The following is a 26,031-nucleotide window of genomic DNA, read 5'->3' on the forward strand; positions in this document are numbered from 1 at the left end:
TCTGGGTGGTTCGCGTCGAGCCGCTCGGCTCGACGCCCTCGACGTCTCGTGTTCCGTCGCGGGGAGCGCACGCGTGCATTCCTGGGCTGCCGCGTTCAGTGGGAAGAACCCGCCTCCGGGCCTGTCTCCGGGCTTCTGGAACGGTTTCCAGGGGGCGATCCACATGGCAGACCCTGGAAAGAGCGGCCTGGTGAGCAACATTTATCAATGGGGCGTGATGGGCGCCAGTGCCAAAAATGTGGCCGAACTGACAGGATTGTTGTGGGCGGATTGAACGCACCGAAAAGGAAAATGCCCATTGATATCAGCCGTTTTTATGTGAAAAGTCCCATTCGTGATGGTTGGCTGGTCGAGGTTCCGGCGGGAATTCTCCCCTCTTTCGTCGGGCTGTCCTCATGGCCGTATGCGGACAAAGGAGGCCGGGCGTCGGCCGCCCCGGCGGATCCCGCCGCGCTGAGGCCGAGGTGACTCGGCCGGACACGAAGGCGCCGGAGTGCTCGCCGCCGGGTCGGCGTGCCTCCGCGCGTGTACCGAGCGCGACGCGGACCTGTGCTCCCCGTCGGTCGGCGGATTTCCGGCGAACTCGGTGATCGCCCTTCTGGTCTTCGTGCCGTTATCTGGTTCTGCGCATGACGTGACAGAGAGAACGGGTGCCATGGTCGCGGTTGTGGGGTGTTCCGGTGCCGTGGAGGGTCAGGGCGCCACGGTCGCGGTTGAGGTCAATGCCGCATGCGGAAGCGGAGGATCCCAAGTCGGCCGCGGCCCCGTCGGCCGGTCAACGGATTTGTCGTACCTCTCTGCGACACTCCCAGGATGCTGAACGCGGAACTGCTGCGGTCGTTGCTGAGAGCCGCATGGGGACCCGACACCTGTGATCCGGTGGGCCGTGAACAGTGGCGGCCGGACAACCCGGCGAGGAGTCAGTGCGGCACGACGGCACTGGTGGTTCAGGACCTGCTCGGCGGAGACCTGATCCTTGGCGAGGTCCATGTCGACGGGGCCAAGGCCTGGAACCACTACTGGAACCGGCTGCCTGACGGCACCGAGGTTGACTTCACCTCCGACCAGTTCGGCTCCGGCGAGGTCGTTGTCGGCGGCCACGTACAGCATCGGCCACCGGGCCCGCCCCGCCGGTGCCGCGAACAGTACGAACTGCTGCGCCAACGGGTGTTCACCGCCCTGGCCCCGTCGCGACCCGCCTGAGGAATACGCCGACAGGCGTGGGTCTCCGCGATCGGCCACCGGCGCGCACCGGGGCTTCCCGTTCGCCCTCAAGGACGTCGGCGACGGTGTGGTTCTCCTCGTGATCCTGGTCCGGCCAGGTGCCCCCGCCGAGCCCGATCGCCCGCGGGCCCGAGGGCCGTTCGCCGACGACGTCCGCGGTAAGGATGATCCGAACGTGATGCCGGTGCCGGGCCGGGGGATCCATGCGGATGGAACGCTTGGAAAACAGCGGCGAAGTGGGCGAGCACCTTCAGGATCACTCCGTGTGCCGCCCGTGACGGAACCAGGCAGGCTCGCTATGACGCCGGTTCGGCCATGCTGAGGAGCGAGGCGAAGCCTTCTTCGTCGAAGATGGCCTCGAAGTCCTCGTCGGGAACCCGTCTGCCGTTGATGTCTACGGCGGGAGTTCCCGGGCCCGGCCGGCCTTCATATGTGCCCGCCTGCTGGTACTGCTGTTGCGATCTTGTAATGAAGTCCTGGTGCCTCATCCCTTTCACGGCTGTGTCGAAGGACGGGCTTCGGAGCCCGTCGACCAGAGAGGCCAGTTCGAGTAGCCGTGCCTCGGTAAAGCCGTCGTTCAGCTCATCGGGCTGGTGCGCGTAGAGGACCGCGTGGTACTCGGCGAACTTCCCGACCTCAAGGGCGGCTCGGAGGGCGTTGACGGCTCTTTTCGAGCCGTTGCCGCCCAGTCGATCATCCAGGAAAGAGGCCAGCGTGTATTCGGCTTTCGCTTTCCGCTGCAGGACCCAGTTCCGCAGGACCGGTCCACCGCCCGTCAGCTCGAATTCCTCGCAGACCGGGCAGCGCGGATCTTCATACAGATGGACGGTGACGGCCGCGTTGGGATCACCGATCGAGACCGTCGTGCCGTCCTTTTCCAGCTTCTGCGGTACTTCGCTCAAGGACGCGTAGGATGCCTTGGCCCGCTCACTGCCGGATTCCCCGGATTGGGCCCATGTCACTGCCAGTACCGCCACGAGAAGCGCAGGGACCAGTCCTCTTTTCCAGCGCTTCACCGATATAACCCCCTAGGCCACGATTTTAGGGAGGGTAACATAACATATTATGATGATTGGATGTGGCAGGTCGCTCGAAAGGCGATATGAGATGGTTCCTCTGTCCTCCCGCGCAAACCGTGCTTGATATGGAGGAGGCCGGTGGTCGTCTCCACAGAGGCGGTGTGTGAGTTTTCCGGCTGGATGGCGCGGTGCCCTGAGTGAGGACGGCCGTCACGTGATCCTTCGAGTGGCGAAGACCAAGTTCGAAACTTGAACCAGGCGATGGCCGGCGCGGCAGATCGAGACCGGCGATCCGGATCTGTTGCGATCCATGGCGAAGACCATGGCCGAGACGCCGATGTCGGCCGATGCCAATGTCCTGTGGCGCCGGACGCGGTGAGCGGACCGATGAACGCGCCGACCGCCGCGAGCGGCGACTCTGGCGTGCGCTGTCTTCGACCGGCCCGCCGTCGAGCGGATGTGCGTCCAGCAGGTCTGGGCCATCGAGGCCTTGGAGGCCGGGTAGCCAGTCGCGTGTGGGCGCCTGGACCACGCGCGGCCGCCTTCTCGAACGAGGCCTGATGGCAGGCCTGGTCGAACAACCCTCGGGGCGGTTGAACAAGGAGGTCCGCCCCACCAACGTGGTCGGGATCTTCCTCGACCGGGCGGTGACCGTCCGGCTTGTCGGTACGGTTTTGACCGAGCAGGCCGATGGGTGGGGGCCCGCCGCCACCTGGGGTTCGATGGGCTCGCCAGGTGCCGGATGCGCCTCGTCGCGGACGGCGTACCGGTCCACAACCCGCTTAATTTGTAGAAACAGGATCACGCGCCATCGGCGTGGACGTGACCCGCCCGGGCGGGCCCAGCCACAGGTCGAGCGTGTACCCGCTGGAAGAAGAGTGCCCCCGGCATGATTCGAACATGCGACACCCGCTTTAGGAGAGCGGTGCTCTATCCCCTGAGCTACGGAGGCAGGGACTCTCCATAAGAGTAGCGAAAGTGTGGAGTGGATGCGCGCCCGGAGGGGGAGTTGGCGGCGATCGCCGGGTTATCGGTTCGCTGAGCTGCGGTAAAAGGGCGGCAAGTGGACGAGTGTCGCCGGAGCGGTGACGCCTAGTGTCACACTCCGTGACGGACGGGCAACGGAAGCGAATCCACGGGCACCGAGCGTTGCAGCTGCTCGTGCTGTGCGGGGCGATGCTGGCGCCCGTGCTTCTGGCGATAGGCCTGCTGGTGGCGGAACTCACCGGATACCGGACAGGTTCTCGCGGGGTCGCCGGAGGACAGTTCCGTGGTGGCCTGCCTCGTGGTCCTCATATCCCCCACGAGTCTCATGTCCATGGGTTTCATGGCATCCGTAAGGGTTTCGAGGGCTTCGACACACAACCCGCCTTTCGAGGGCTCGGTGACATCGGCAGAGCCTTGAGGCACGAGAAGGACTGGGCGCTCGCTCGGGCTCATGATCGTGGCCGCCGTGAGTCCTACGTGGAAAGGGTGAAGGCGGCGAGGCAGGCACTTGGGGTTTGGGGAGTGACAGAGGAGGAGGGAAACGGTGGTTCGTCGCGTGCCATCGCCCTGGTGCCCGTCACGATCGCACCGGTGCGGGATGTGGTGCGCAGGGCCGAGACCGTTCCCCCGGGCGCACTCCAGCGGCCGGAGGCCGGCTCGCCGAGTACGGTCCTGGGACCGAGAGGCATCCCGCATCGGCATGGGCTCGTCCGCGTCTACGGGAGGCGGGTGCCGCCGGTGGCCGTTCCGAAGGCGCGCTCCGCGGGGGTCGCCAAGCCGCCTCCCCCGACTCGTGTGATCAGAAAGGAGCGTCCGGCTCCGCCGGTGCGACGGCCTGTCCAGAAGCCTCCGCGCCCCGAACCGTCGAACGACAGATTCGAGTGCCCCAAGGAGTGGCGGAACACCTGGTTGTGGGAGGTCTGCGTAGAAGAGATGCGCAACAAGACCTGAGCCACCAGATGGTCAAATGGGGTGTTTGGCGCATATCAGCTGTACTGAGTCCGACCCAGGCACTTGGTTGACTGTAGTAACGTGCGTGCCTGACCCAGGTCACGAGTTCGCAAACGGAGGGGTCGAACGTGCCACCTCGTCGATCGGCGGGCCTGATCGTCGTCGTCGCGGCGATGTCTTCCCTCGTCCCGGGGGTGGCTACCGCGAATCCGACGCAGACGAAGGCCCAGTCGGTCGCCGCCGGTAAGTCGACCACCCTCGCAGGGAAAACGCGGGTCACCCCGACTGGAACCCTTCGCGCACCCGTCAACCTCACCGAGCTGCGGCGTGAGGCGGAGAAAGCAGCCAAGGAGCTGGAGAGCGCGACAAAGGCGCTGGAGCAGAGGCGTGCCAAGATCCAGGCTTCGGAGAAGGAACTGGCCGCCAAGCTCCGTGAGTTGCAGGTCGCGGAGCGGGCCTTCGCACAGCTACGACAGCCGTTGTCGGACCTGATCGGTCAGCTCTACCAGCGTCCCCTCGGGGGCGACGCCCTTTTCTTCCTGGCCGGTGACGCCGACGCCTCCACCCTCAGAGCCATGGCCGACATCAACCAGATCGCGGCCGAACGCAACCAGGTCCTTGGGGACGGCGCCCGTCTGCAGGCGGAGAAGGAGCGCCTGGCGGGGGAGGCCCAGGAACTCCGGGCGAGCACCCTTCTGGCGGAAGCGCAGATGAACGCCGAGATCCAGACTCTCAGGGACCGCTCCTCCAAGATCGTTAAATCGCTGACGCAGGCACTGGTGAAACTGGGGGTCAAGGTCAACAGGTCGGGCAACCCCGTGGGGGGGTGTGATCCGACGAGGGCGACCTCGCTGGAGGACTTCCCCAACGGCCTGATCCCCAAGGCCTATCTCTGTCCGCTCCAGCAACAGGGCAACCAGCTACGGGCCGACGCGGCGTTGGCGTTCATCAGCCTGAACGAGGCCTACCGGCAGAGGTTCGGCAAGCACATGTGCGTGACGGACAGCTATCGGAGCCTGGCCGAACAGCAGTCCGTCTACTACCGCAGGCCCGGATTCGCCGCCGTGCCCGGTCGCAGCAACCACGGTCTCGGGCTCGCCGTGGACCTGTGCGGGGGCGTGGAGCGGTTCCGGTCGGCCGAGTTCAACTGGCTGGAGGCCAACAGCAAGAAGTACGGCTGGATGCATCCGAAATGGGCGTATGTCAGTCCTTTTGAGCCTTGGCACTGGGAGTACGACCCGAAGCTTGGCTCCCTGCTGTAGGGCTGCGACGTGGTCGCGAAGCCATGGCGCGCCTTTCGCGACCAGAGCTCTTTATGGCCGGTGCCCTTCATGACCGGTGCCTTTCGTGATCAGCGGACAGGGGTGACCTGGGCGGTGCACTGGGAGCAGCGGACGGCGGCCCGGGGGATCTCGGAGAGGCATTCGGGGCAGTCGCGCAGGCTGCTCTCCTCCCGCCTGGCGAACCTGGAGGAGAGCTTCTCGTAGGGGCTGACGATGAGGAAGTAGATGACGGCCGCCACGATCAGGAACGAGATCAGGGCGTTGAGGAAGAGGCCGTACTTGATCTCGCCCCCGCCGATGCGCAGGGTGAGCGCGGAGAAGTCGGGACGCCCGCCGATGGCGGCTATCAACGGCGTGAGGATGTCGCTGACGAAGGAGTTCACGATCGCTGTGAAGGCGGCGCCGATGATCACCGCGACGGCGAGGTCGATCACGTTGCCCCGTAGCAGGAAGTTCTTGAATCCGTTGATCATGGTTCCCCCTCGTCCATGCGCTCAGCCGGCATCCATGTCATCGCCTTGAGTATCTGTCACATTACTTTATGTGAGGGTTGATGGTGATCGAGAGGTGACCACCCACCTGGGCGGACGCCAGCTCGGCGGCCTGTACCGATGAGGTGGCCAGCACCACGAGCGCGCCCTGGTCCGCCTCTCCTCCAGGCGTGGCCAGTACGGTGACCCCCTCGGCCACGGTCCGGGCGGGGGCGGCGCCGTCCCAGGAGGAGGGGGTGGCGAGCACGTTCACGACGTCGCCGGCGGACAGCAGGCGCGCCGTCTGAGGGTCCGCGACCCGGACAGGGGTGGCGACCGTCCCCGGCCCCCGGGCGGACAGCAGGCCGGGACCCAGCAGACGGACGTTCGTCAGCGGCTCCCCTCGTCGCACGGGACCGGTCAGGACCCTGCCGACGATCGGCGCGCCGGGTTTCAGCGCGCCGTCGGGGACGGTCTCGGGCCGCATGGCGACCGCTCTCAGGTCGGAGGCGCCCAGCGCCCCTCCGGGAAGATCCCTGGCTGCGGTGAGCACGGTCACCGACGCACTGCCGGGCCTCAGCCCGACCAGGGCGCAGGCCATCGCCGACGCGGCGACGAGGGCCGCGACGATCCGATGACGACGCCCTCCGAAACGGAGCAGGGCGTCCACGCCACGGACGGGGGAGCCGGGAGCGGAGGGGGCGCGAGGGCGGGCGGGAGACCGAGCCGGGGGACCGGCAGGATCGCGGAGGACGCGCATGTCTGACTCCAGGGGTGGTCGAAGATCCGGTCGTCGGAACGACCGGACATCAGTGGGTGAGACGGCGGGAGAGGACGCCGGAAGAGCCGAAGGCGGGAGGCGTCGACGTGCTGGGAGCCGGTGAGAGGCCGCGGGAGGAAAGACCTTCTGAGGCACCGGAGGCGGGGAACGCGGCCTCGGGAGTGGTGCGAGGCACCTCTCGCGGAGCGAGGCGATGCTGGACGGGACCGAGGAGTACGCGGGTCGGCTGAGCGGCCGGGTCTCGCCGTACGGAGATGTGTCGTCTCGGGCAGTGGTGGGACAGCCGAACAGAGCGGACGGGCGGTGCCGTACGGCAGGCCCGGCGCGGAAGCCGGGCGCCTGCCGTAGGAGATCTTGGTCAGCCGGGGAGCTCGAAGGGGAGGGACAGGCCGTTCAGAGTGTTGGGACAGGGACAGGCGCGCTCTTCGGGCAGGGCGGTGACGACGTCGGCGACCAGGGAGCGCATCCGGTTGATGTTGGTGGAGAAGAAGGCCAGGACCTCCTCGTGGGTGACCCCTTCACCCACCTCGACGCCGGCGTCGTGATCGGTGACCAGGGACAGCGTGGTGTAGCACATGGCCAGCTCACGGGCGAGGACCGCCTCGGGGGAGCCGGTCATGCCGACGATCGTCCAGCCGTTGGAGGTGAACCAGCGGGACTCGGCGCGGGTGGAGAACCGAGGGCCCTCGATGACCACCAGCGTGCCGTCCTTGGCCAGCTCCCACCCGGAGGACTGGGCGGTCTCGATGGCCGCCGTGCGCCCCAGGGGGCAGTAGGGATCGGCGAAGGAGACGTGAACGACGCCGCCGGTGTCGTAGTAGGTCTGGGTGCGTCCCAGGGTGCGGTCGACGAGTTGGTCGGGAACGACCAGGGTGCCGGGGCCGAGCTCGGGACGCAGGGAACCGACCGCGCTGGGGGCCAGAACCTGGCGGACACCCAGGGAGCGCAGGGCCCACAGGTTGGCGCGGTAGGGGATGAGGTGAGGGGCGAAACGGTGGTCGCGGCCGTGCCTGGGCAGGAAGGCGACCGACCGCGATCCGATCCGGCCGACGGTGATGACGTCGCTGGGCGGGCCGTAGGGGGTGCTTACCTCGACCTCTGCCGCGTCGTCGAGCAGAGAGTAGAAGCCTGAGCCGCCGATGACTCCGATGTCCGCTTTGGTGACCATGGCGCCGAGATTAGCGTTATCGGCGAGCCGTTGAGGAGGCCCATGCGCGTCCTGTGGATAACTGGAGAACAGCACATTCTCCCTGTGGAAAACCGGGCCGTAATCCTGGACAACAGCGTCATGGATCGTGAAACCCGCTATGAAAACGGTCAAGGGCGGTGGGTCACATAAAAGCCCATGATCCAGGTGAAAGCGTCGCGGAAACGGTTCAACAAGGTCCTGTCGTAAAGCCGCTCCCACCGGGGCGATCCGACAACCGTGAGGGGCCGGACACGACGGGCGCCGCCGGGACAGACATGGCCCGGATGAACAAACCTGGCTGATCCCTGCCAGGGCATGCCGTACGGAAACAAGAGCCGTGGGTAGGGGAACGGCATGGATGTCGCGCGCCGTACGGGGGCCGGGGTGGGGCTCGTCATCGGGGCGCTCATGCTGGGCATGTTGCTCGCCGCCCTCGACCAGACCATCGTCGCCACCGCGCTTCCGACGATCGTGGCCGACCTCGGCGGCCTCGGGGAGCTTTCCTGGGTGGTCACGGCCTACATGCTGGCCTCGACGGTCTCGACGCCGTTGTGGGGCAAACTCGGCGACCAGTACGGCAGGAAGGGACTCTTCCAGGCCGCCGTCGTCATCTTCCTCGTCGGCTCCGCGCTGTGCGGCCTGTCGCGGAACATGGGACAGCTGATCGGCTTCCGCGCCCTGCAGGGGCTCGGCGGGGGCGGGCTCATGGTGCTGGCCCAGGCGATCGTCGGGGACGTCGTGCCGGCCAGGGAGCGTGGGAGATACCAGGGGTTCTTCGGCGCGGTCTTCGCAGTCTCCAGCGTCGCGGGGCCGCTGCTCGGCGGCCTGTTCGTCGACCGTCTGTCCTGGCACTGGGTCTTCTACGTCAACCTGCCGGTCGGGGTTGTGGCGTTCGCCGTCATCTCCTCCGCGCTGCCCCAGGACACGGAACGGACCCACCACGTCATCGACCATCTCGGCATCGTCCTGCTCGGTTCGGCCGCCGCCTGTCTGGTGCTGGTGACGACCTGGGGCGGCACCGTCTACCCCTGGACCCACCCGGTCGTCGTCGGCCTGGTGCTGGTGGCGGCGCTCCTGCTGGCCCTCTGGTGGCGGGTGGAGAACCGGGCCAGGGAGCCCGTGCTGCCGCCCCATCTGTTCCGGTCGAGGGCCTTCGGCGTGGCGTCGCTGATCGGCTTCGCCGTGGGATTCGCGATGTTCGGCTCGCTCACCTACATGCCGCTGTTCCTCCAGGTCGTGCAGGGGGTCTCGCCCACGTGGTCCGGCATCCACCTGCTGCCGATGATGGCGGGCATGCTGGTGACCTCGATCGTCAGCGGTCAGATCATCACCCGGACCGGGAGGTACAAGGTCTTCCCGATCGCGGGCGGCGCGGTCACCACGCTCGGGCTCTGCCTGCTCTCCCGGGTCCGGGTGGACATCCCGGTCCTCGAACTGAGCGTCTACCTGCTCGTACTGGGCGTCGGCATCGGCCTGGTGATGCAGGTGCTGGTGATCGTGGTGCAGAACGCCGTCGGTTTCGAGGACCTGGGAGTGGCCACCTCGGGGGTCACCTTCTTCCGCTCCATCGGCGGTTCCTTCGGCGTCGCCGTCGCGGGCACGGTCTTCGCCTCACGGCTGACCGACGACCTCGTACGGCTGTCGCGGACCGTACGGCTCCCGCCGGGGGTCGCCACGGCGGTCCAGTCGGATCCGACGGCCGTCAGGAGGCTGGAGCCCGGGGCCATGGCGGCGTTCCTGGCGGCCTACTCGGACGCGATCGCCGGGGTGTTCCTGTACACCGCGCCCGTCGCGCTGGTGGCCTTCGCAGCGGCCTGGCTGCTGCCCGAGGTGCCGTTGCGCGAGACCACCAGGCCCGTGGACCTGGGGGAGTGCTACGGCGCGGTGTCCGCGCAGCGTTCCTCGTTGCGCGAGGTGGAACGCGGGCTGTGGCGACTGGCCGACGCGGACATGCGCCGGGACTACTACCGCCGTCTCGGGGAGACGGCCGGTCTCGACCTGCCGCCGGGTTCGGTGTGGCTGATCGCCAGATTGGGCACCGGGGGCGGTCAGAAAAGCGTGGAACTCGCCGAACGGGCGGGGGTCACGGTCGAGAGGGGCAGGCCGTACGCGGATCTGCTCGTCACGCGAGGGCTGGCCCGCCGTACCGACGGCGGCGGGCGCCTTGAACTGACCCCGGCCGGTGAACGGGTGGCCGGGGCACTTGTCGCCGAGGCCCGCGAGGGGTTGCGGCGGATGATCGACGACTGGGACCCCGCGCGGCATCCAGGGCTTCGTGAGCTGCTGGACAGGCTGCCCCACGAGATGCTCGGCTCGGCCTCCGACCGCCCCCGAGGAGCCGCCGGAGCGTGACGGGTGCCGCGCTAGGAGGCCGCGGGAGCCGGGGTGCCGGCGGCGGCGGGCTTGGACTCGCTCGGCTTGGACTCGCTTGACTTCGACTCTCCGGACGAGCCGGAGGAGGCGGACGTCGAGGACGAACTCACCGTGCTGGTCGAGGAGGACCTGCTGTCGGTCCGGTAGAAGCCGGAGCCCTTGAACACGATGCCGACCGCGGAGAACACCTTGCGCAGCTCACCGGCACAGGACGGGCACTCGGTGAGCGCGTCGTCTGAGAACTTCTGGACGATGTCGAACTCGTTGCCGCATGCGCTGCAGGCGTACTGGTAGGTGGGCACCGTTCCTCCTCCTTCGATCCGCGCCGTCTGGCACTCTACTGACGCGACTGCTAATGATAGGCAGCCGACAAGCATAAACGCGAGTCGGATCTGTCGCATTCCGGGTGGGAATGAATGGATCAGCTGCCCCGCTCGCCGAACCAGCCCGCCAGCTTGCCCCGGCGGCTGATCGCCTTCATCCTGCGCTCGACCGTTTCTCTGCAGGCCGCGGTCGTCACGATCAGGAGTTGGTCGTCGATCCTGATCCTCGTCGAGTCCGAGGGAACGAACGTCCTGCCGTCCCTGACGATCAGGGTGACCTGGGCGTCGGTCGGCAACCGTAGCTCGAAGACCTCGACGCCGTGGAGCTTGGAGGTCGGCGGCACCTTGACCTGCAGCAGGTCGGCGTTGAGTTCCTCAAGGGGAGCGGACTCGACCTCAAGGTCACGTGCCTCGTCCGGTGTCGACAGGCCGAGGGCCTTGGCGACGAAGGGCAGCGTCGGCCCCTGCAGCAGCGTGTAGACGACGACGATCACGAAGACCTCGTTGAACACGAGTTTCGCGACGCCGTTGTGCACCGAGTTGGCCGCCCAGGGGATGGTCGCCAGCACGATGGGCACCGCGCCGCGCAGTCCCGCCCAGGACAGGAAGGCCTGCTCCCGCCAGTTGAGCCGGTCGATCCGCGCGCTCCTGACGATCAGGGCGGAGACAACGATCGAGAGCGGCCTGGCGACGGCGACCAGGATCAGTCCGGCGACCAGGCCCGGAACGATCGCCGACGGCATCTCGGAAGGGCTGGCCAGCATGCCGAGCATGACGAACAGGCCGATCTGGGCCAGCCAGGCGACGCCCTCGGCGAAGCCTCTCGACGAGGCGCGGTGGGGCATCCGGGAGTTGCCCATGACCAGGGTGGCCAGGTAGACCGCGAGGAAACCGCTGCCGTGCAGGAGTACGGCGCCCGCGTAGGCGACGAACGCCAGCGCGAGCACCGCGATCGGGTACAGGCCGGAGATCGGCAGCGCGATACGGCGCAGCGCGTAGACGCCGAGCGGCCCGACCGCCAGGCCGACGACCGCTCCGACGGCCAGTTCGACGACGACCATGAGCAGTGCCTCTCCCAGGCTGGGGGAGGCGGCGGCGCTCAGCAGCATGACCGCGATGACGGTCGGCGCGTCGTTGAACCCGGACTCGGCTTCGAGGATGCCCGCCAGCCGGGAGGGCAGGGGCAGGCGGCGCAGTACGGAGAACACCGCCGCGGCGTCGGTCGAGGCGAGGACCGCGCCGAGCAGCAGCGAGGTCCGCCAGTCCATGTCGAGCAGGGTGTGCACCGCGGCGGCGACGGTGGCGATGCTCACCCCGACCCCGACGGTCGCGAGCACGAGCGCAGTGGGAATGGAGCGCCGTACGTGGTTCCAGTTGGTGGTCAGGCCACCTTCGGCGAGGATCACCGCCAGGGCGATCAGGCCCATCTGCTGGGCGAGCACCGGGTTCTCGAACTGGAGCCCGAGGCCGGACTCACCGATGAGCAGGCCGAAGGCCAGGAAGATCAGGAGACTGGGAAGTCCGCTGCGGTGGGCGACCCGTACCGCGACGATCGCCGCGATGACGACACCCGCACCGAGAAGCAGCCAGACATCCAACCCCATCCGGTCCCCTCTCTGATTCCAGGGACCATTGTGTCGTATTGGACAGAGTCGTTAGGCACATCAAGGGACAATTCGGGTGATTCCATTTGGTTGCGCGACGTAACGAACCGGTATGTCGTGCGGTTCTCCGGGGACGTCTTCCCGCAGCTCGTTCGCGTAGAGCAGGGCGACCGTGGGCACATTCGGGCCGACCCTGGCCAGGGCCCTGTCGTAGGAGCCACCACCGCGGCCGAGCCGCACCCCGGTGGAGCGGTCTACCGCCAGGGCGGGCACGATCACCAGGGCCGCGGTCCTGACGGCGTCCACGCCACGCCGGGTGTCGACCGGCTCCATGATCCCGAAACGCCCGGGGGCGAGGGTGTCGGGACCGTCGTAGACAGCCCAGTCGAGATCGTCGTCCTCACGCAGCACCGGAAGCATCACGGTGGCGCCGTGCTTCCACAGCGCGAAGACGAGCCCGTGGGTCGAGGGCTCGGTGCCGATCGACCAGTAACACGCCACCAGCCCCGCCATCTGGACCCACGGCTGTTCGAGCAGCGACTCCCTCGTCATGACGGAGGCGGTGTGCCTGTCTTCCTCGGAAACCGCGGCGCGCGCGACCCCGATCGCCGACCGCAGCCTCGGCTTGTCCACAACCCCTCCACTATCGTTTTCGTATGGCCGACTTCGATCTCGTGACCAAAGCCGTCGTCCCTGCCGCGGGCCTGGGCACCCGCTTCCTACCGGCGACCAAGGCGACTCCCAAGGAGATGTTGCCGATCGTCGACAAGCCCGCAATCCAGTATGTCGTCGAGGAGGCGGTCTCCGCCGGTCTGCTCGACGTCCTCATGGTCACCGGCAAGAACAAGCGCTCCATCGAGGACCACTTCGATCGAGCCATCGAGCTGGAGGAAGTCCTGGAAGCGAAGGGTGACGACGAACGGCTCTCGCAGGTGCGCGAGCCCGCCGATCTGGCCACCCTCCACTACGTACGGCAGGGCGAGCCGAGGGGTCTCGGCCACGCGGTGCTGTGCGCCAAGCAGCACGTCGGCGACAACCCCTTCGCCTGCCTGCTCGGCGACGACCTGATCGACTACCGCGACGAACTGCTCAAACGCATGATCGAGGTCCGCCAGGCCCACGGCGGCAGCGTCATCGCCCTGATGGAGGTCCCCAAGGAGCAGGTGTCCCTGTACGGCTGCGCGGCCATCGAGCCGACCGATGAGGACGACGTGGTCCGGGTCACCGACCTGGTCGAGAAGCCCCCGGCGGAGGAGGCGCCGTCCAACTGGGCGATCATCGGCCGTTACGTGATCGACCCGGCCGTGTTCGAGGTCCTTGAGAACACCCCGCCCGGCCGCGGGAACGAGATCCAGCTCACCGACGCCCTGCGCACCCTGGCCGCCCGTGGTGGCGACGAGGGCGGCCCGGTGCACGGCGTGCTGTTCCGCGGCCGTCGCTACGACACCGGCAACAAGCTCGACTACCTGCGCACGGTGGTCCAGTTCGCCGCCGACCGCCCCGACCTGGCGCCCGAGTTCCTGCCCTGGCTGAAGGAGTTCCTGGCCAACCGATGACCTCGATGAGATCGGTCGACGAGCACCTCGCCGACATCCTGCTCGCCGTACGGCCGACGGCCCCGAGGGAGACGGGGCTTCAGGAGGCGCTGGGCACGGTCCTGGCCGAGGATGTCGCCTCTCCCGTCGCGCTGCCGCCCTTCGCGAACTCGGCCATGGACGGCTACGCCGTACGGGCGTGTGACGTCGCGGAGGTTCCGGTGACGTTGCCGGTCACCGGTGACGTCGCGGCCGGCGAGGGCGGACGGCCGGTCGTCGCGCCGGGGACGGCCATGCGCATCATGACCGGCGCCCCCATGCCTGAGGGCGCGGACACGGTCATACCGGTCGAGTGGACGGACGGCGGTAGGGAACAGGCCAGGTTCGAACGGTCCGCGCCCGCCGGGAACGCGATCCGCCTGGCGGGCGAGGACGTCCTGGCGGGCGACGTCGTGCTCCCCGAGGGGACATTGATCGGACCCGCCCAGCTCGGCATCATGGCCGGGGTCGGCCGCGCCCACGCGCTGGTACGGCCCCGCCCACGGGTGGTGGTCATCTCGACCGGCTCCGAACTGGCCGAGCCGGGCACGCCGCTGGGGCCGGGGCAGATCTGGGAGTCCAACAGCTACGCCCTGGCCGCGGCGGTGCGGGAGGCGGGCGGTGAGGCCTACCGGGCCGGGATCACCGCCGACGACGCCACGGGCTTCCTCGACCAGCTCAACGCCCACCTGCCCGAGGTCGACGCCGTGATCACCAGCGGCGGGGTCTCGATGGGGGCCTACGAGCCGGTCAAGGAGGCGCTCGGCGATCTCGACACCTTCCGCTTCGAGAAGGTCGCGATGCAGCCGGGCATGCCCCAGGGCTTCGGAGTCGCGGGGGAGGGCCGGATCCCGGTCTTCGCCCTGCCGGGCAACCCGGTGTCGTCGTTCGTGTCGTTCGTACTGTTCGTCGGGCCCGCGCTGCGGAAGATGCGAGGGCTGGAGCCGGGGCCCGTGCCGGCCGTACGGGCCGTGACCCTCGCCCCGCTGCGCTCGCCCCAGGGCAAGCGGTCCTATCTGCGCGCCGTGCTCACCGGGAGATCCGTCACCCCGGTGACCAGACAGGGCTCCCACCAGCTCGCCGCGCTCGCCACGGCGAACGCGTTGATCGTGATCGACGAGGACGTAACCGCGGTGCCCGAGGGAACGGAAGTCGAGGTCATCCCGCTATGAGTGGCTTCACGCACATCGACGAGACCGGCGCGGCGCGCATGGTGGACGTCTCGGCCAAGGACGTCACGGTCCGTACGGCCCGCGCGACCGGCAGGGTGCTGCTGTCCGAGCAGGCCGTCGCCCTGCTGCGGTCGGGTGAGGTGCCCAAGGGCGACGCGCTCGGCACCGCGCGGATCGCGGGCATCATGGGGGCCAAACGCACCCCTGACCTGGTCCCGCTCTGCCATCCGATCGCGCTGCACGGGGTGAAGGTCGAGCTGACCGTGGCCGACGACGGGGTGGACGTCGTCGCCCTGGTCAGGACCGCCGACCGGACCGGCGTCGAGATGGAGGCGCTGACCGCCGTCTCGGTCGCGGCCCTCACACTGATCGACATGGTCAAGGCGGTCGATCCGGCGGCCGTGATCACCGACGTCCGGGTCGAGGAGAAGACCGGCGGCAAGACCGGGACGTGGACCAGGACATGAGAGCCTTGGTGATCACCGCCTCCAACCGGGCCTCTGCCGGGATATACGAGGACAAATCAGGAAAGCTCCTGGCGGAGCTGCTCGCCGAGGCCGGATGCCAGGTGGACGGCCCACGGGTGGTCCCCGACGGAGAACCGGTCGAACAGGCCCTGCGCGCCGGGATCGCCGAAGACTACGACGTGATCGTCACCACCGGCGGCACCGGGCTGACCCCCTCCGACCTGACCCCGGAGATGACCGCGCGGGTGCTTGACCGCGAGATCCCCGGCATCGCCGAGGCCGTACGGCAGGCCAACCGCGACCGGGTGCCCACCTCGATCCTGTCCAGAGGGCTCGCGGGACAGGCCGCCGACACCCTGGTCGTCAACCTCCCGGGCTCCTCCGGCGGGGTCCGCGACGGCATGGCGGTGCTCGCGCCGATCCTCGGCCACGCGGTCGACCAGATCAGGGGAGGCGACCACCCCCGATGACGCCCTCCTGCCGCACACGCTGACAGGCCGGGGGACTCCATGGCACGTCGGCGCGTCTTGGGAGGATGATGGGGAACGTGGATCGACTTCGTGGCTGGCCGGTGACCCTGACGGAGGGCCCGGTGGGACTCCGGCCGCTGCGCCTGCGAGACGTTCGTGTCTGGCGCGAGACGCGGCTGCGCAACGCCGGCTGGCTGCGCCCCTGGGAGCCGAGCAATCCGGAGACCCCGCTCTTCCGGACCGGGCTCGGCCCCTATATCTCGATGGCGGGCACCCTGCGCAGGGAGGCCAGGCAGGGGCTCGCCCTGCCCTGGGTGATGACCTACCGTGGCGCCTTCGCCGGGCAGCTCACCATCGGCGCCATCGTCTGGGGCTCGGCCAGGTCGGCTCAGATCGGCTACTGGATCGACGGCGCCCTGGCGGGCCGGGGCATCACTCCGACCGCCGTGGCGATGGCGGTCGACTACTGCTTCTTCACCACGGGTCTGCACCGGGTTGAGGCGAATATCCGTCCGGAAAATCACGCGAGCCGACGGGTGGTTGAAAAACTGGGGTTTAGGGAGGAAGGCATAAGACGGCGCCAGCTGCACATAGATGGCGCTTGGCGCGACCACATTTGTTACGCGCTCACGGTCGAAGACGCACCAAGAGGTTTGCTGGTGCGTTGGCGCAGGGCCCGGGAGGCGGCGGCCCATGGTGGCCCTCCCCATGAAGAGGCTTGAAGATCTCGCGACACACCGCACTGAATACTCGTCAAATAGTGACACGCGGTCTTACTGTGCGTGACGTGAGCACATTGGAGACGCCAAAGGACCCCAGGCGTTTCCATGCTGCCCGGAGGTGGCCGTGAGCAGCGTTCTTCTGTACCTGGCCATTGTCGTCATGTGGTTGTGCGTGCTCGTGCCCATGTGGTTGCGTCGCGACCGGGCCGCCTTCACCGAACTCACCGAGGACGCCGAGCCGTACGTTCAGGACGAGGAGGAACTGCCCTCAGAGGACTCGGTCGAAACGCAGCGTGACATCGTCCTCCCCTCGGCGCCGTCGGCCCCGGTCGTCCGGGAAAACCTGGACAGGCCGTCCGACCCCCGTCCGGCTGAGTCGTCCGGCTCCCGTCAGGCCGGAGCGTCCGATCGTCCGGCAGCGGCGTCGTCCGGCTTCCGGGAGACCTCGTCGGAGGCGTCCGCGCCTCGTGGGGCCCCCGCCCCGCCCACCCGGCCCCTACGGCGCTCCGCCACGGAACGCAGGCGCGCGGAACTGCGCGGCCGGGCCAGACGGGTGGCCAAACGCAGACGGTTGACCCTGTGGTGCTTTCTCCTGGTCGTCGCCTCAACGGTGACGGCCTCTGTTCAGGTCATCCCCTGGTGGGGTGTGGCGCCCTCTGTGACCCTTCTCGGCCTCTATCTGGTGGTTCTCAGGAGCGCCGTACGGCTCGACGCCCAGCGTCGTCAGGCCGCGGCTCAGGCGCGTGCGGAACGCGCCAGGCGGGCCGAGCTTGAGACACGGCGCCCGGCCGCCGAGATCATCGACCTGTCGGCCCACCGCGACGAGATCTTCGACCAGTACGCCGAACCGAACCGCCGCGCGGTCGGCGACTGATCTCCTCCACACCCCGGTGCACGGATGGCGCGAGCGCCTCCGGATGTTTGCTAATCTAGGGGACGTCTTCGGGGATGTAGCGCAGTCCGGTAGCGCACTTCGTTCGCATCGAAGGGGTCAGGGGTTCGAATCCCCTCATCTCCACCGAGCTCAAAGGCCGTCTCTGATGATCAGAGACGGCCTGTTTGATCTCCTGAGTGACCAACTGAGTGACTAAGAGTCCTTGAAGATCACATCCATTGCTTCGGCCCCCTCCAGAAGTACCGGACGGAGTTGCTTCCGGTAGACCGTCTCGGTGACCGAGGTGTTGCGGTGGCCGACCAGGCGGGAGATGTTCTCCAGGGGCACCCCGGAGTCCGACAGCAGTGAGACGAAGCTGTGCCGCATCTCACGGGGCGTCCACTCCTTGGCGTTCAAGCCCGCCTTCTTGAGCACGGCCCGGAACGAACGCCGGACGTTGTGCGCGTCGAGCTCCGTGCCGAGCTTGGAGGCGAACACGAGGTCGTTGTCCTGCCAGCCGTCGCCGGCCGCCTTCCTGGCCACCTCCTGACGCTCGCAGTGGAGCTTGAGCGCGTCGGCGCAGCGTCTCGGCATGGCCAGCGTGCGCCGGGACTTACGGGTCTTGGTGTCGTTGCCCTCCCGCACGGACCGCCAGACCATGATGGATGGCGGGTTGCCGTCGAGATCGACGTGCGACCAGGTGAGCGCTCGCAGTTCCTCGGTGCGCACCCCGAGCAGCAGCGAGAGCACGATGTAGGCATGCAACGCCGTACCCTCGGATGCTTTGAGCACGGCTTCCGCTTGGTCGAGGGCGAGGGACTTGGACGGCCTTCCCTCCTGCCCTCGGGGAATCTCGCACAGCAGCACCACGTTTCGCTTCACTTTTTCGCGCGCTTGAGCGCGGGAGATGGATCGGACAAGGATCGAGCGGAGTTCGCGGAGGGTCCGGGTGCTCAGACTTTTTGCCTTGTCGGCTAGCCAGAGGTCAATGTCGTCGGCGGTGAGATCGACGAGCTTTCGGGCACCCACGTCTGGGATGACGTGGGTGTTGGCGAGGGTCGTGCACTTGCTCACCGTCGAGGAACCCCGACCGCTGAGCCCGAATTCGAGCCAGTTTTGTACGGCGTCGGCGACCGTGTAACCGGTCGAGGAAATCAAGAGTCCATCCTCGTAGTCGCGGATGATCTCCTTGAGCTTGGCTTTCGCTTCGGTCTTGGTCTTGCCGCTTCCGCGCTTGGTGATGCGCTTGCCGTCCGGCCTGTAGCCCAGGCTGGCCGTGGCGATCCAGCGCTGACGGCGCTCGTCCCAGTGCAGACCGCCGTCCCCGCGGCTGCGTCGTTTGGTCATCGCGGTTCCCAGTAGCGGTAGCGGGTGACGGCGCGGCCGTTGGCGTTGGTGGTCGTCGGGAGGCAGCATCCGGCCTTGACGAGGGTGTTCAGGGTCTCGTCGATGGTGGTGGTGTCGAGGTGGTCGCAGAACAGTTCGCACACCTCGTCGCGGCTGAGGCCCCGGTCTCCGGCGTGGCGGATCGCGCTGAGGGCGCTCTCGGTGCCGGTGAGCGGATCCATGTAGCTGGGGAGCTGGTCGAGCCACCGGTGGTAGGCCAGGCGGCTGATGCGGATCTGGCCGTCGGGGAAGATGACCCCGGATGGGGCCTGGCCGGTGGTCTCCCATTCCTGCCAGTCGCTCAACGGGATGTCGAGGTCGGTCAGGATGTCGGGAATGGTCAGCCAGTCGAACGGGTCGCGGCTGTTGTCGGTGGTGGTCATCAGGCGGCCTGTGCCTCTCGTTCGAGCAGGGCGATGTAGTCGCGGATGGCGGACGGCGGGATGCGTCGGGCGCGGCCCTCGCGGACCGATCTCAGGCGTCCGGTGCGCAGCTGTTCGTAGATGACGGTGCGGCTGAGTTTGAGCAGTCGCATGGCGTCGGTGATGCGGTACAGCTCCAGGTCGTTCGGAGTGGTGTCCGTCGTGGAGACGGTCATGATGGGTGTGCCTCCTTGCGGGGTGCGGCCCCGGGCGCTGCTTTGGTCGGTAAGGCCGGGGCCGCTTGGCGGAACGGGCCGTGGGTTAGGCGGTTCGTCGTCGGGTCAGGGCGGCGGCCAGGCGACGGCTCTGGCGGTCGGTGGGCCGGGGGTTGGCGAAGTCCTCGCGGCGTCCGTCCCATCGGCGCCGTTCCAGCTCGTCGATCGGTGAGGTGCGGGCGAGGTGGCGGACGTGGGCGGCCAGGCGTGCCCAGTGGCCGGCCATTTCGTGGTGGGCGTGGCCGTAGCCGATCTGCCAGCCGGTTCGGTGGCCGTCGCGGTATCCCTGGGCGTAGGCGTCCTGTTCGCGGCGGTGCTGGCTGTCGAGGTCGCCGACGAGGGCGGCCAGCCGGGCACCGAGCACCCCGAGAGAGGCAGCAGGGGCAGGAGTCGGAGAAGGGTGGGTCATGATGTCACCTCCCGTGCTGAGCAGGGAGGGGGGCGGGGTGGCCCAGGCCGGTGCGGCGGGCGCAGCGTTGGCACAGGCCGTAGGCGAGCAGGATCGGCCCGGTTTGGGCCATGCCGGGGTAGATGGGTGAGCAGGGGCGGCGGCATCGGTCGCAGGTGCTGTCCTCGGCGACGCCGGGGTGCAGGGCGCTGACGCAGGCGGTGCAGGTCAGGTGTCCGGGTGCCCAGGCGGCGGTGTGGATGACCAGGGGTGAGGCGCCGATGTGCGGGCACAGGCGGGCGGTCCCGGAGGTGAGGGCGGTGATCAGGGTGATGATCTGGGCGTGCAGCCACGGGTGGTGGTTGACGGTGCGGACCTTCACGCCGGTGTGCTGAGCGATGCGGTCCTGGTGGCGGGCGGCGTCGGCGGCGGCGGCGTTGAGCTGGTCGGCCAGAGCCGTGTAAGCGGCGGTCGTCATGGCAGGGATCTCCTGAAGGTCGAAGAGCGCGAAGAGCGCGAAGGGAGAGGGTTTGTGGGGCCTACGCCCTTCGCTCTCTTGGCGGGGGCGGCACGGCACGGCGTGGTGCGGGCATCGGGCGGGCGGGGTGAAGGGAGCGAAGGGTGTGGGCCTCAAAACGGCGCTCCCTTCGCGCCCTTCGCCCCCTTGGCGGGGCCGGGGGTGTGCAGTGCCCAGACCCACCCGCCGCCGAAGTCGGACTTGCGGGAGGCGACGCGGGCTTTGGTCTTGGCGCGTTTGAGCTGGTCCTTGGAGAACCCGGCGGCGCTGCCCTCTTTGAACACCTCGGTCGCGGTGCTCTCCTGGTTGGGCTGATCGGACAGGTAGGCGCTCAGCCAGGCGGCGGCCTCGTCCCGTTCGGCCCGGTCGCCGGGGTCGCTGGCGTTCTCCGCGAGGATGTCGTCGACGCTGCGGTCGGACTCGCCGGTGAAGTCCAGAACCCCCACCATCGCCGGGGCGTTCTCGTCGTCGGTGGGGACCTCTGCGGTGCGCACGACGTAGCGCAGTGAGGGCACGTCCAGTCGTCCGAGGTTGTTCTTGGCCTGGGACAGGACGCAGGAGCCGTCGTCGGCTTGGGGGTCGCGGGCGATGGCCAGCACCGCCCGCGCCACGGCGGAGAACGCCCGCGACCCGGTGATCAGATTCAGGGCGTCGGAGCTGGCGGACTTGTTGAAGTGGGCCAGGCCGACCACGGCGCATCCGGTCTGGTCGGCCAATCTGACGAGGGGTTCCAGGGCGGTGCGCAGGTCGCGGTCCTGGTGGGTGTTGATGGTCGAGCTGATCAGCGACAGCAGCGGGTCGGCGGCCAGAAGCACCACCCCCATCTCCGCGATGACCTGCGCGAGTTCGTCGCAGTCGCGGGGCAGGGTGAGCTGGTCCAGCCCGCCGGGCCGTTCCACCTCGACCTGGAAGACACGCTCCATGTCGGCCCCGGCGGCCAGCAACCGCGGTGCGATGGTCTGCGCCCAGGAGTCCTCGGTCGCGGCGTAGATGACCGGCCGGGGCGTGCCGTAGTGGATGCCGGGCAACTCGCCCCGGGTCAGGCGGGCGGTCAGCCAGATCAGGGTCAGCGACTTGCCGATCCCCTCCCGCCCCGGGATGACGGTCAGCGCCCCGGCGGGCACCCGCTCATCCCACAGCCAGTGCACCGCACGGATACGGACCGAGGAGGCGGGGGTGAGGCGGATGCGCCGCCCCGGCACCGGTCCGGCGGGGCCGAAGCCGCCGGGGTCGAGGTCGGGGCCGGTCGGGAAGGGGATGTCAGGCGTCTCCGGCGGGTGCGGGGTCAGGGTGGTGAAGGTGTGGCCTGCCGTGAGCGTGGGCGGGTGCCCGTTGGCGGACCCGTTCAGATGGGACACAAGCACGGTCCTCCTGTGCGGTCGGACCACCCCCGGTAGGGCGGGCGGTCCGTACGGACGAACGAAGGGAGGGAGGTCGAGCACGGGGCCGGTACCGACCGGCCGGTTGAGGTCGAGCCGGGGGTGTACCGGGGTGTACTGGGCCGGGGTCCAGGGCGGACAGGCGTCCCGGCGGTGTTGGCGAATCGGACAGTAAGGGCCAGTAGGGGCGAGTAAGGGGGGCTACTGGCCCTACGTACTGGGCGAACGCTTGACCGCCGTGACCCTCGGGTCAGGGCCGGAAGGCTCCCGTCCCTGGGAAGGGGCGGGGCGTCGCGCCGTTGCCCTGGTGCTCGTCAGGCTGCTGCCGTACCGGTCAGAACGGGGGCAGGGGCAGCCTTGGGGCTCCGGGGGAACGTGTACGCCAGGTGGCGCGCGGTGTCCTCGCGGCGGGGGTCGGGCCACAGTCCGGCCTGGTCGGCGCTGTGGTCGCCGGGGACGGTGTTCTGCTTGTAGTCCTGGAAGGCGTACCACTTCACCGACGCCCGTCCGCCCTTGCGGGCGGTCCCCTGCTTGATCCACGCGGCCAGCTGCTCCATGGGGATGGCGTGTGCGCCGGTCGGCATGTCGGAGGCGTCCAGGGCGACGGCGAGTTCGGTGTAGGTCATCTCAACGCGCGGGGTCATCGGGTCACCGCCGTACCGGTCAGCGCGGGCTGGGCCGGGGTGCGCTGGGCCGGAACGGTCGGGGCGACCATGCGGCGGCACCAGGTGTAGAAACCGGTGCTCTGGGGGTAGCCCTGCTCCTGGTCGAGGGTGGTGAGCGCGGCCTCGCGGATCGTCTGGAGAACCACGTCGGTGAGGATCTGCCCGGCGACGCGCGGGCCGTCCGCCGAGGTGATGCGCGGGTCGTTCTCCCGCATGCCGACGCTGAAAGCGGCCAGCACGGAGGCGGCCTCCTCCTGCGTCAGCTCCAACCGCAGGGTCACCGGCACGCGCGGCGCGTCGGTGGGGTAGGCGCCGTGCACGGGGGCGGACTCGAACTCGCTCGGGGTAGCGTGGATGTACATCGAGAGGTCTCCCAACTGATCGATGGTCCGGACCCCGGCGGTTGCCCCCGCTGGGGTCCTTCGCTATGAGCTTGAAAGAAACCCCCTCCTTCCCTAATTGGAAAGGGGGGCTTGCGCTGCACGTCTGTAGGTTGGCCTACCCTGCGGATTGATGTCAAGCCCCCCTTGCTTGATAGTGTGAACCCCCGGTAGCGACGGAGGTTCCCATGCACCCTGACGTGCTGACTGTTCTCAACATCAACGATCCGCTTACGCGCGCCATCGAGGCTGGACATGTGCACGACGTGTTCCAGAAGGGCGGCGAGGAGCTGGCGCGCATTCGTCGCGAGGCGCTCCAGGAGCTGGTCTCGTCCGGCATGAGCAACACCCAGATCGGCGAGTTGCTCGGGATGACTCGCCAGAGAGTCAGCCAGCTTCTGAAAAACGGTCCGGCTCCTGAACGGGCCTTCCTGGGGACTGACACCGTCACGGTCGTGGTGGCTGGCAAGGTTGAAAGCGACAGGCCTGACCCTCAGCCCGTCGTCGCCCAAGACGACCTCGTGGCCTATGACCACTTAAAGCAGCTCGCCAGAACTCTCAGCCTCGATACCACTTACGAGGTCGTACCGAGCGGCGGATTCGTCCGGCTCAACCGGGACAACCTTGTAGTGCTCTGCGGGCCGCGTCATTCCCCGAACCTTCGCGAGGTCATCGAATCAGACGAAGCAATCACCTTCGCGAAAGACAAGGTCGGATGGCACCTCGTAGACAATCGGACAGGGCAAACCAGAAGGTCTCCGATGGACGAAGGAGAGCCCCGAGATTTCGCGTACCTTGCACGTCTCCCCAGGCCTGATGGAAAGGGAACGTTTCTGTATGCTGCGGGCATCCATGCTGTGGGAGAATCAGGCGTAATTAACTACCTTGAGCAGCATATCGGTGAAATGTATCGAACGCTGAAGAAGAAGAGATTCTCGGCGATCGTTGAATGCGAGTACGACCCGGAATCGCCGACCCGCGAGATCATCTCATCGCGCCTTGTTACTGACTACTATTATCCGGCAGGGGCTTAAAGTGAGGGTGTCGTTCGCCACTGACGCTGGCTCCAATAATGTTCCAAACGAAGATGCTGTAGCCGCAACGTCCCAAGTTGTTGTCGTGGTCGATGGGGTCAGCGCACCGAAAAACCTCCCTACGGGATGCATCCATGGCACTTCGTGGTACGCCCGTTCGCTGGCATCACAGATCGTCGCGTCAGTCTCCCGAGCTTCCAAAGTGGATCTACAGCTTGCGCTGGATGAAGCACTACGGGGAGTGGCTGCAAGTCATGTAGACACGTGTGACCTGTCGTGTGATGGCACACCGTCGGCAACTGTCGCGGTGCTTTGCGAGAACGCAGAAAGAATCGACTACCTGGTCTTGTCGGACGCGGTCATAGCGATCGAGGATTCATCCTCTGTGGGCGTCATTGCAGACAAGCGCGTCGAACAACTTCTTGGCTCCTTGATAGATGCCACTAAGGCGGTTCCGGTAGGGAGCCCTGAACATGAAGAGCGCCTTATAAAGCTGGTCTCAGAGCAGCGGAAGCTCAGGAACGTTCAAGGCGGTTATTGGCTCGCCGGGGCTATTCCGGAAGCGGCAGAACATGCAATAGTCGGTAGTGTCGCCGCCGAAAATATTCATTGTGCCGCTGTGATGACGGATGGTGCCGCAAGCCTGGTTGATCTGTATCAGGCCATGTCATGGAAAGATGCTCTCAAAGAGTTCGCATCCGAGCATCCGTATAAATGGATTGAGCGTGTTCGGGAAATCGAAATCGCAGACTCAGATGCGGTTCGCTGGCCCAGATACAAAACTAGCGATGACGCCACCCTTGCTCTATGCACCTTCTCCCGGTAGATCTACGGCGATGAGAGCGTTGGTGCTGCTTTCCCTGCGAACACAGGGGTAGTTCGCTCTCACACAGACCGAGAGGTATCGGCGAAGCATGTCAGCCGAAGTGTTCACGCCGTTGCTGCCCGTGTTCAGGTCACGGCGTTCACGGCGTTCACGGGCCAGCACCTTAACCCGCTCACGGGTGTGGCGCTCCTGCTGTTCGTGCGTCTGGTGTTCACGTTCGGCGTGCTCGCGTTGTTCGCGTTCACGGCGCTCATGTTCAGCCCGTTCCTGCTGCTCACGGGCCGTCCTCGCCCCATGGTCACGCCGTTGCCCAGCTTCGTGGAGTGTTCACGTACCCGCGTTCGCGGCGCTGGTGAACACTTCGCCTCTCGGCTCGGCATACCGTTCACGCCCGATCCGATCGGGCGCCTTGGCGTCGGCCTGGCGGTAGGCGAGACCGGCCCCAGCGGTCACGATCAGCAGCAGCCGGGCGACCGCGTGAACAGCGACCCCGGCAGGCTCCTGCCTGCTTCCCCGCGGAGCCGTCGAGGTTCAGCGCAGCTGCGAGGGCGGGCCGGTGGGCGCCTGGCGGGGCCGTGTTGGTCACGTCCAGCGAAGTGGTGTATGAACTGCCCTTCGCGTGATCCTGTTTCTGCAGGTTAAGCGGTAAGTGTCTGCGGTAGCGGATTATGGGCCGGTGTGTCGCCGGCAAGGACGCGCAACCGACACTTGGCCAGCACGTCGAGCCCCATATAACGGCGGGTCTCGGTCCACTCATCGGTCTGCTCGGCCAAAACCGCACCGACAAGCCGGACGATCGCGGCCCGGTCGGGGAAGATTCCGACCACGTCGGTGCGGCGGCGGATCTCCTTGTTCAACCGCTCCTGCGGGTTGTTGGACCAGATCTGCTTCCAGACCTCGCGCGGGAAGGCGGCGAAGGCCAGCACCTCCTCCCGTGCTCGGTCCAGGTGTTCGCACGCGGCCGGATACTTCGCCTCCAAGGCCTCGATCACCCAGGCGTGCTGAGCGCGGACGGCCTCACTGGTGGGCTGGTCGAAGATGGTGCGCACCAGGGTCGCCACCCACGGCTGCGCTGATTTCGGCACGGTGGTGAGCAGGTTGCGCAGGTAGTGGGTGCGGCATCTCTGCCAGGACGCGCCGGGCAGGGTCGCGCCGATCGCCTCGACCAGGCCGGGGTGGGCGTCGGAGACGACGAGTTGCACCCCGGACAGGCCGCGGGCGACCAAGCCGCGCAGGAACGTCAGCCAGCCTGCGCCGTCTTCGGCGGCGGTCACCTCCAGCCCGAGGATCTCCCGGTTGCCGTTGGCGTTGACCGCGGTGGCGACCAGGACGTGCA

The 26,031-nt window shown here is 67.7% G+C and carries 29 protein-coding genes, 2 tRNA genes and 1 pseudogene; 15 read left to right on the forward strand and 17 right to left on the reverse strand.

Annotated features, from left to right (window positions below; all coding sequences use genetic code 11):
• Window positions 1-73: 73 nt before the first annotated feature.
• The gene (locus ABZ463_RS24890; RefSeq protein WP_362779451.1) at window positions 74-274 is read left to right on the forward strand and encodes a hypothetical protein; all 201 of its coding nucleotides are present in this window, start codon (window positions 74-76) and stop codon (window positions 272-274) included.
• Window positions 275-813: 539 nt separating this feature from the next.
• Window positions 814-1,203, forward strand: coding sequence for a hypothetical protein (locus tag ABZ463_RS24895; protein ID WP_362779454.1), 390 nt, complete (start codon window positions 814-816; stop codon window positions 1,201-1,203).
• A 317-nt stretch (window positions 1,204-1,520) separates the two neighbouring features.
• Here the strand turns inward: ABZ463_RS24895 and ABZ463_RS24900 are convergent, their stop codons facing one another.
• Window positions 1,521-2,126, reverse strand: a complete 606-nt coding sequence (locus ABZ463_RS24900) for a thioredoxin domain-containing protein (RefSeq protein WP_362779456.1) — start codon at window positions 2,124-2,126, stop codon at window positions 1,521-1,523.
• Between the two features lie 681 nt (window positions 2,127-2,807).
• Between ABZ463_RS24900 and ABZ463_RS24905 the strand changes: the two are divergent.
• Window positions 2,808-3,036: pseudogene (locus tag ABZ463_RS24905) on the forward strand (transposase); the annotation flags it as partial.
• A gap of 86 nt (window positions 3,037-3,122) precedes the next feature.
• Here the strand turns inward: ABZ463_RS24905 and ABZ463_RS24910 are convergent.
• Window positions 3,123-3,195 (reverse strand) — tRNA-Arg (locus ABZ463_RS24910).
• Between the two features lie 557 nt (window positions 3,196-3,752).
• On the opposite strand from ABZ463_RS24910, the gene ABZ463_RS24915 reads away from it, so the two are divergent.
• Window positions 3,753-4,181, forward strand: a complete 429-nt coding sequence (locus ABZ463_RS24915) for a hypothetical protein (protein WP_362779458.1) — start codon at window positions 3,753-3,755, stop codon at window positions 4,179-4,181.
• 128 nt (window positions 4,182-4,309) lie between these two features.
• A complete protein-coding gene (locus tag ABZ463_RS24920) occupies window positions 4,310-5,443 on the forward strand; it encodes a D-alanyl-D-alanine carboxypeptidase family protein (protein ID WP_352014190.1) in 1,134 nt (377 codons plus the stop codon).
• A gap of 89 nt (window positions 5,444-5,532) precedes the next feature.
• Here ABZ463_RS24920 and mscL read toward each other — a convergent pair whose 3' ends face one another.
• The 3 genes from mscL to ABZ463_RS24935 all read right to left on the reverse strand — a co-directional run bounded on the left by mscL (window position 5,533) and on the right by ABZ463_RS24935 (window position 7,883).
• The gene (gene mscL, locus ABZ463_RS24925; RefSeq protein ID WP_352014189.1) at window positions 5,533-5,937 is read right to left on the reverse strand and encodes a large conductance mechanosensitive channel protein MscL; all 405 of its coding nucleotides are present in this window, start codon (window positions 5,935-5,937) and stop codon (window positions 5,533-5,535) included.
• Between the two features lie 61 nt (window positions 5,938-5,998).
• On the reverse strand, window positions 5,999-6,694 hold the full coding sequence (locus ABZ463_RS24930; RefSeq protein ID WP_352014188.1) for an SAF domain-containing protein: 696 nt from the start codon (window positions 6,692-6,694) through the stop codon (window positions 5,999-6,001).
• Window positions 6,695-7,073: 379 nt separating this feature from the next.
• Entirely contained in the window at window positions 7,074-7,883 is an 810-nt protein-coding gene (locus tag ABZ463_RS24935; RefSeq protein ID WP_362779462.1) for an S-methyl-5'-thioadenosine phosphorylase, read from the reverse strand.
• 375 nt (window positions 7,884-8,258) lie between these two features.
• Here ABZ463_RS24935 and ABZ463_RS24940 point away from each other — a divergent pair, with 375 nt between their 5' ends.
• Window positions 8,259-10,256, forward strand: coding sequence for an MDR family MFS transporter (locus ABZ463_RS24940; protein ID WP_362779464.1), 1,998 nt, complete (start codon window positions 8,259-8,261; stop codon window positions 10,254-10,256).
• Between the two features lie 11 nt (window positions 10,257-10,267).
• Here ABZ463_RS24940 and ABZ463_RS24945 read toward each other — a convergent pair whose 3' ends face one another.
• The 3 genes from ABZ463_RS24945 to ABZ463_RS24955 all read right to left on the reverse strand — a co-directional run bounded on the left by ABZ463_RS24945 (window position 10,268) and on the right by ABZ463_RS24955 (window position 12,837).
• Window positions 10,268-10,579 (reverse strand): FmdB family zinc ribbon protein, encoded by a 312-nt coding sequence (locus ABZ463_RS24945; protein WP_362779466.1) that lies wholly within the window; start codon window positions 10,577-10,579, stop codon window positions 10,268-10,270.
• A gap of 119 nt (window positions 10,580-10,698) precedes the next feature.
• Entirely contained in the window at window positions 10,699-12,204 is a 1,506-nt protein-coding gene (locus tag ABZ463_RS24950; protein ID WP_362779468.1) for a potassium/proton antiporter, read from the reverse strand.
• A gap of 60 nt (window positions 12,205-12,264) precedes the next feature.
• Window positions 12,265-12,837: a 5-formyltetrahydrofolate cyclo-ligase gene (locus ABZ463_RS24955; RefSeq protein ID WP_352014183.1), complete on the reverse strand. Its 573-nt coding sequence runs from the start codon at window positions 12,835-12,837 to the stop codon at window positions 12,265-12,267.
• Window positions 12,838-12,860: 23 nt separating this feature from the next.
• Here ABZ463_RS24955 and galU point away from each other — a divergent pair, with 23 nt between their 5' ends.
• The 7 genes from galU to ABZ463_RS24990 all read left to right on the forward strand — a co-directional run bounded on the left by galU (window position 12,861) and on the right by ABZ463_RS24990 (window position 17,627).
• The gene (galU, locus tag ABZ463_RS24960) at window positions 12,861-13,760 is read left to right on the forward strand and encodes a UTP--glucose-1-phosphate uridylyltransferase GalU (protein ID WP_352014182.1); all 900 of its coding nucleotides are present in this window, start codon (window positions 12,861-12,863) and stop codon (window positions 13,758-13,760) included.
• A 5-nt stretch (window positions 13,761-13,765) separates the two neighbouring features.
• Window positions 13,766-14,950, forward strand: a complete 1,185-nt coding sequence (gene glp, locus ABZ463_RS24965) for a gephyrin-like molybdotransferase Glp (protein ID WP_362779508.1) — start codon at window positions 13,766-13,768, stop codon at window positions 14,948-14,950.
• Entirely contained in the window at window positions 14,947-15,417 is a 471-nt protein-coding gene (gene moaC, locus ABZ463_RS24970) for a cyclic pyranopterin monophosphate synthase MoaC (RefSeq protein WP_352014181.1), read from the forward strand. Before glp ends, moaC begins: the two co-directional genes overlap by 4 nt.
• The gene (locus tag ABZ463_RS24975; protein ID WP_352014180.1) at window positions 15,414-15,887 is read left to right on the forward strand and encodes a MogA/MoaB family molybdenum cofactor biosynthesis protein; all 474 of its coding nucleotides are present in this window, start codon (window positions 15,414-15,416) and stop codon (window positions 15,885-15,887) included. Before moaC ends, ABZ463_RS24975 begins: the two co-directional genes overlap by 4 nt.
• A gap of 68 nt (window positions 15,888-15,955) precedes the next feature.
• Window positions 15,956-16,609, forward strand: a complete 654-nt coding sequence (locus tag ABZ463_RS24980; protein ID WP_352014343.1) for a GNAT family protein — start codon at window positions 15,956-15,958, stop codon at window positions 16,607-16,609.
• A gap of 124 nt (window positions 16,610-16,733) precedes the next feature.
• On the forward strand, window positions 16,734-17,483 hold the full coding sequence (locus tag ABZ463_RS24985; protein ID WP_362779475.1) for a hypothetical protein: 750 nt from the start codon (window positions 16,734-16,736) through the stop codon (window positions 17,481-17,483).
• Window positions 17,484-17,553: 70 nt separating this feature from the next.
• Window positions 17,554-17,627, forward strand: a tRNA-Ala gene (locus ABZ463_RS24990).
• 69 nt (window positions 17,628-17,696) lie between these two features.
• Here the strand turns inward: ABZ463_RS24990 and ABZ463_RS24995 are convergent.
• The 8 genes from ABZ463_RS24995 to ABZ463_RS25030 form a co-directional block, all read right to left on the reverse strand.
• The gene (locus tag ABZ463_RS24995) at window positions 17,697-18,830 is read right to left on the reverse strand and encodes a tyrosine-type recombinase/integrase (RefSeq protein ID WP_362779478.1); all 1,134 of its coding nucleotides are present in this window, start codon (window positions 18,828-18,830) and stop codon (window positions 17,697-17,699) included.
• Window positions 18,827-19,252 (reverse strand): hypothetical protein, encoded by a 426-nt coding sequence (locus ABZ463_RS25000; protein ID WP_362779481.1) that lies wholly within the window; start codon window positions 19,250-19,252, stop codon window positions 18,827-18,829. Before ABZ463_RS25000 ends, ABZ463_RS24995 begins: the two co-directional genes overlap by 4 nt.
• A complete protein-coding gene (locus tag ABZ463_RS25005; RefSeq protein ID WP_362779483.1) occupies window positions 19,252-19,467 on the reverse strand; it encodes a helix-turn-helix domain-containing protein in 216 nt (71 codons plus the stop codon). The genes ABZ463_RS25000 and ABZ463_RS25005 overlap by 1 nt, the downstream gene beginning before the upstream one ends.
• An 85-nt stretch (window positions 19,468-19,552) precedes the next feature.
• Complete coding sequence (locus ABZ463_RS25010; protein ID WP_362779485.1) at window positions 19,553-19,915, reverse strand: hypothetical protein; 363 nt, start codon at window positions 19,913-19,915, stop codon at window positions 19,553-19,555.
• Between the two features lie 4 nt (window positions 19,916-19,919).
• Window positions 19,920-20,372: a hypothetical protein gene (locus tag ABZ463_RS25015; RefSeq protein WP_362779487.1), complete on the reverse strand. Its 453-nt coding sequence runs from the start codon at window positions 20,370-20,372 to the stop codon at window positions 19,920-19,922.
• Window positions 20,373-20,524: 152 nt separating this feature from the next.
• A complete protein-coding gene (locus tag ABZ463_RS25020; RefSeq protein ID WP_362779490.1) occupies window positions 20,525-21,769 on the reverse strand; it encodes an AAA family ATPase in 1,245 nt (414 codons plus the stop codon).
• 335 nt (window positions 21,770-22,104) lie between these two features.
• Window positions 22,105-22,434: a hypothetical protein gene (locus tag ABZ463_RS25025; RefSeq protein ID WP_362779492.1), complete on the reverse strand. Its 330-nt coding sequence runs from the start codon at window positions 22,432-22,434 to the stop codon at window positions 22,105-22,107.
• The gene (locus ABZ463_RS25030; protein WP_362779495.1) at window positions 22,431-22,817 is read right to left on the reverse strand and encodes a hypothetical protein; all 387 of its coding nucleotides are present in this window, start codon (window positions 22,815-22,817) and stop codon (window positions 22,431-22,433) included. Before ABZ463_RS25030 ends, ABZ463_RS25025 begins: the two co-directional genes overlap by 4 nt.
• A gap of 206 nt (window positions 22,818-23,023) precedes the next feature.
• On the opposite strand from ABZ463_RS25030, the gene ABZ463_RS25035 reads away from it, so the two are divergent.
• Together ABZ463_RS25035 and ABZ463_RS25040 are read left to right on the forward strand one after the other, a co-directional pair.
• Window positions 23,024-23,869, forward strand: a complete 846-nt coding sequence (locus ABZ463_RS25035; RefSeq protein ID WP_362779497.1) for a sigma-70 family RNA polymerase sigma factor — start codon at window positions 23,024-23,026, stop codon at window positions 23,867-23,869.
• Window positions 23,870-23,876: 7 nt separating this feature from the next.
• A complete protein-coding gene (locus ABZ463_RS25040; RefSeq protein ID WP_362779499.1) occupies window positions 23,877-24,695 on the forward strand; it encodes a hypothetical protein in 819 nt (272 codons plus the stop codon).
• A gap of 638 nt (window positions 24,696-25,333) precedes the next feature.
• On the opposite strand, the gene ABZ463_RS25045 is transcribed toward ABZ463_RS25040, so the two are convergent.
• Window positions 25,334-26,031, reverse strand: a 698-nt coding sequence (locus ABZ463_RS25045) for an IS256 family transposase (protein ID WP_362779501.1), incomplete at its 5' end; no start/stop codon positions are given.

Source organism: Streptosporangium sp. NPDC020145 (assembly GCF_040631275.1).
In the GTDB taxonomy this organism is placed as follows: Bacteria; Actinomycetota; Actinomycetes; order Streptosporangiales; family Streptosporangiaceae; genus Streptosporangium.

Excerpts from the sequence above, each read along its gene's own strand:
- ABZ463_RS24895 (WP_362779454.1), top strand. The coding sequence starts at position 814 with ATGCTGAACGCGGAACTGCTGCGGTCGTTGCTGAGAGCCGCATGGGGA.
- mscL (WP_352014189.1), bottom strand. The coding sequence starts at position 5,937 with ATGATCAACGGATTCAAGAACTTCCTGCTACGGGGCAACGTGATCGAC.
- ABZ463_RS24930 (WP_352014188.1), bottom strand. The coding sequence starts at position 6,694 with ATGCGCGTCCTCCGCGATCCTGCCGGTCCCCCGGCTCGGTCTCCCGCC.
- ABZ463_RS24935 (WP_362779462.1), bottom strand. The coding sequence starts at position 7,883 with ATGGTCACCAAAGCGGACATCGGAGTCATCGGCGGCTCAGGCTTCTAC.
- ABZ463_RS24940 (WP_362779464.1), top strand. The coding sequence starts at position 8,259 with ATGGATGTCGCGCGCCGTACGGGGGCCGGGGTGGGGCTCGTCATCGGG.
- ABZ463_RS24950 (WP_362779468.1), bottom strand. The coding sequence starts at position 12,204 with ATGGGGTTGGATGTCTGGCTGCTTCTCGGTGCGGGTGTCGTCATCGCG.
- galU (WP_352014182.1), top strand. The coding sequence starts at position 12,861 with ATGGCCGACTTCGATCTCGTGACCAAAGCCGTCGTCCCTGCCGCGGGC.
- glp (WP_362779508.1), top strand. The coding sequence starts at position 13,766 with ATGAGATCGGTCGACGAGCACCTCGCCGACATCCTGCTCGCCGTACGG.
- moaC (WP_352014181.1), top strand. The coding sequence starts at position 14,947 with ATGAGTGGCTTCACGCACATCGACGAGACCGGCGCGGCGCGCATGGTG.
- ABZ463_RS24975 (WP_352014180.1), top strand. The coding sequence starts at position 15,414 with ATGAGAGCCTTGGTGATCACCGCCTCCAACCGGGCCTCTGCCGGGATA.
- ABZ463_RS24980 (WP_352014343.1), top strand. The coding sequence starts at position 15,956 with ATGGGGAACGTGGATCGACTTCGTGGCTGGCCGGTGACCCTGACGGAG.
- ABZ463_RS24995 (WP_362779478.1), bottom strand. The coding sequence starts at position 18,830 with ATGACCAAACGACGCAGCCGCGGGGACGGCGGTCTGCACTGGGACGAG.
- ABZ463_RS25000 (WP_362779481.1), bottom strand. The coding sequence starts at position 19,252 with ATGACCACCACCGACAACAGCCGCGACCCGTTCGACTGGCTGACCATT.
- ABZ463_RS25005 (WP_362779483.1), bottom strand. The coding sequence starts at position 19,467 with ATGACCGTCTCCACGACGGACACCACTCCGAACGACCTGGAGCTGTAC.
- ABZ463_RS25010 (WP_362779485.1), bottom strand. The coding sequence starts at position 19,915 with ATGACCCACCCTTCTCCGACTCCTGCCCCTGCTGCCTCTCTCGGGGTG.
- ABZ463_RS25015 (WP_362779487.1), bottom strand. The coding sequence starts at position 20,372 with ATGACGACCGCCGCTTACACGGCTCTGGCCGACCAGCTCAACGCCGCC.
- ABZ463_RS25025 (WP_362779492.1), bottom strand. The coding sequence starts at position 22,434 with ATGACCCCGCGCGTTGAGATGACCTACACCGAACTCGCCGTCGCCCTG.
- ABZ463_RS25030 (WP_362779495.1), bottom strand. The coding sequence starts at position 22,817 with ATGTACATCCACGCTACCCCGAGCGAGTTCGAGTCCGCCCCCGTGCAC.
- ABZ463_RS25035 (WP_362779497.1), top strand. The coding sequence starts at position 23,024 with ATGCACCCTGACGTGCTGACTGTTCTCAACATCAACGATCCGCTTACG.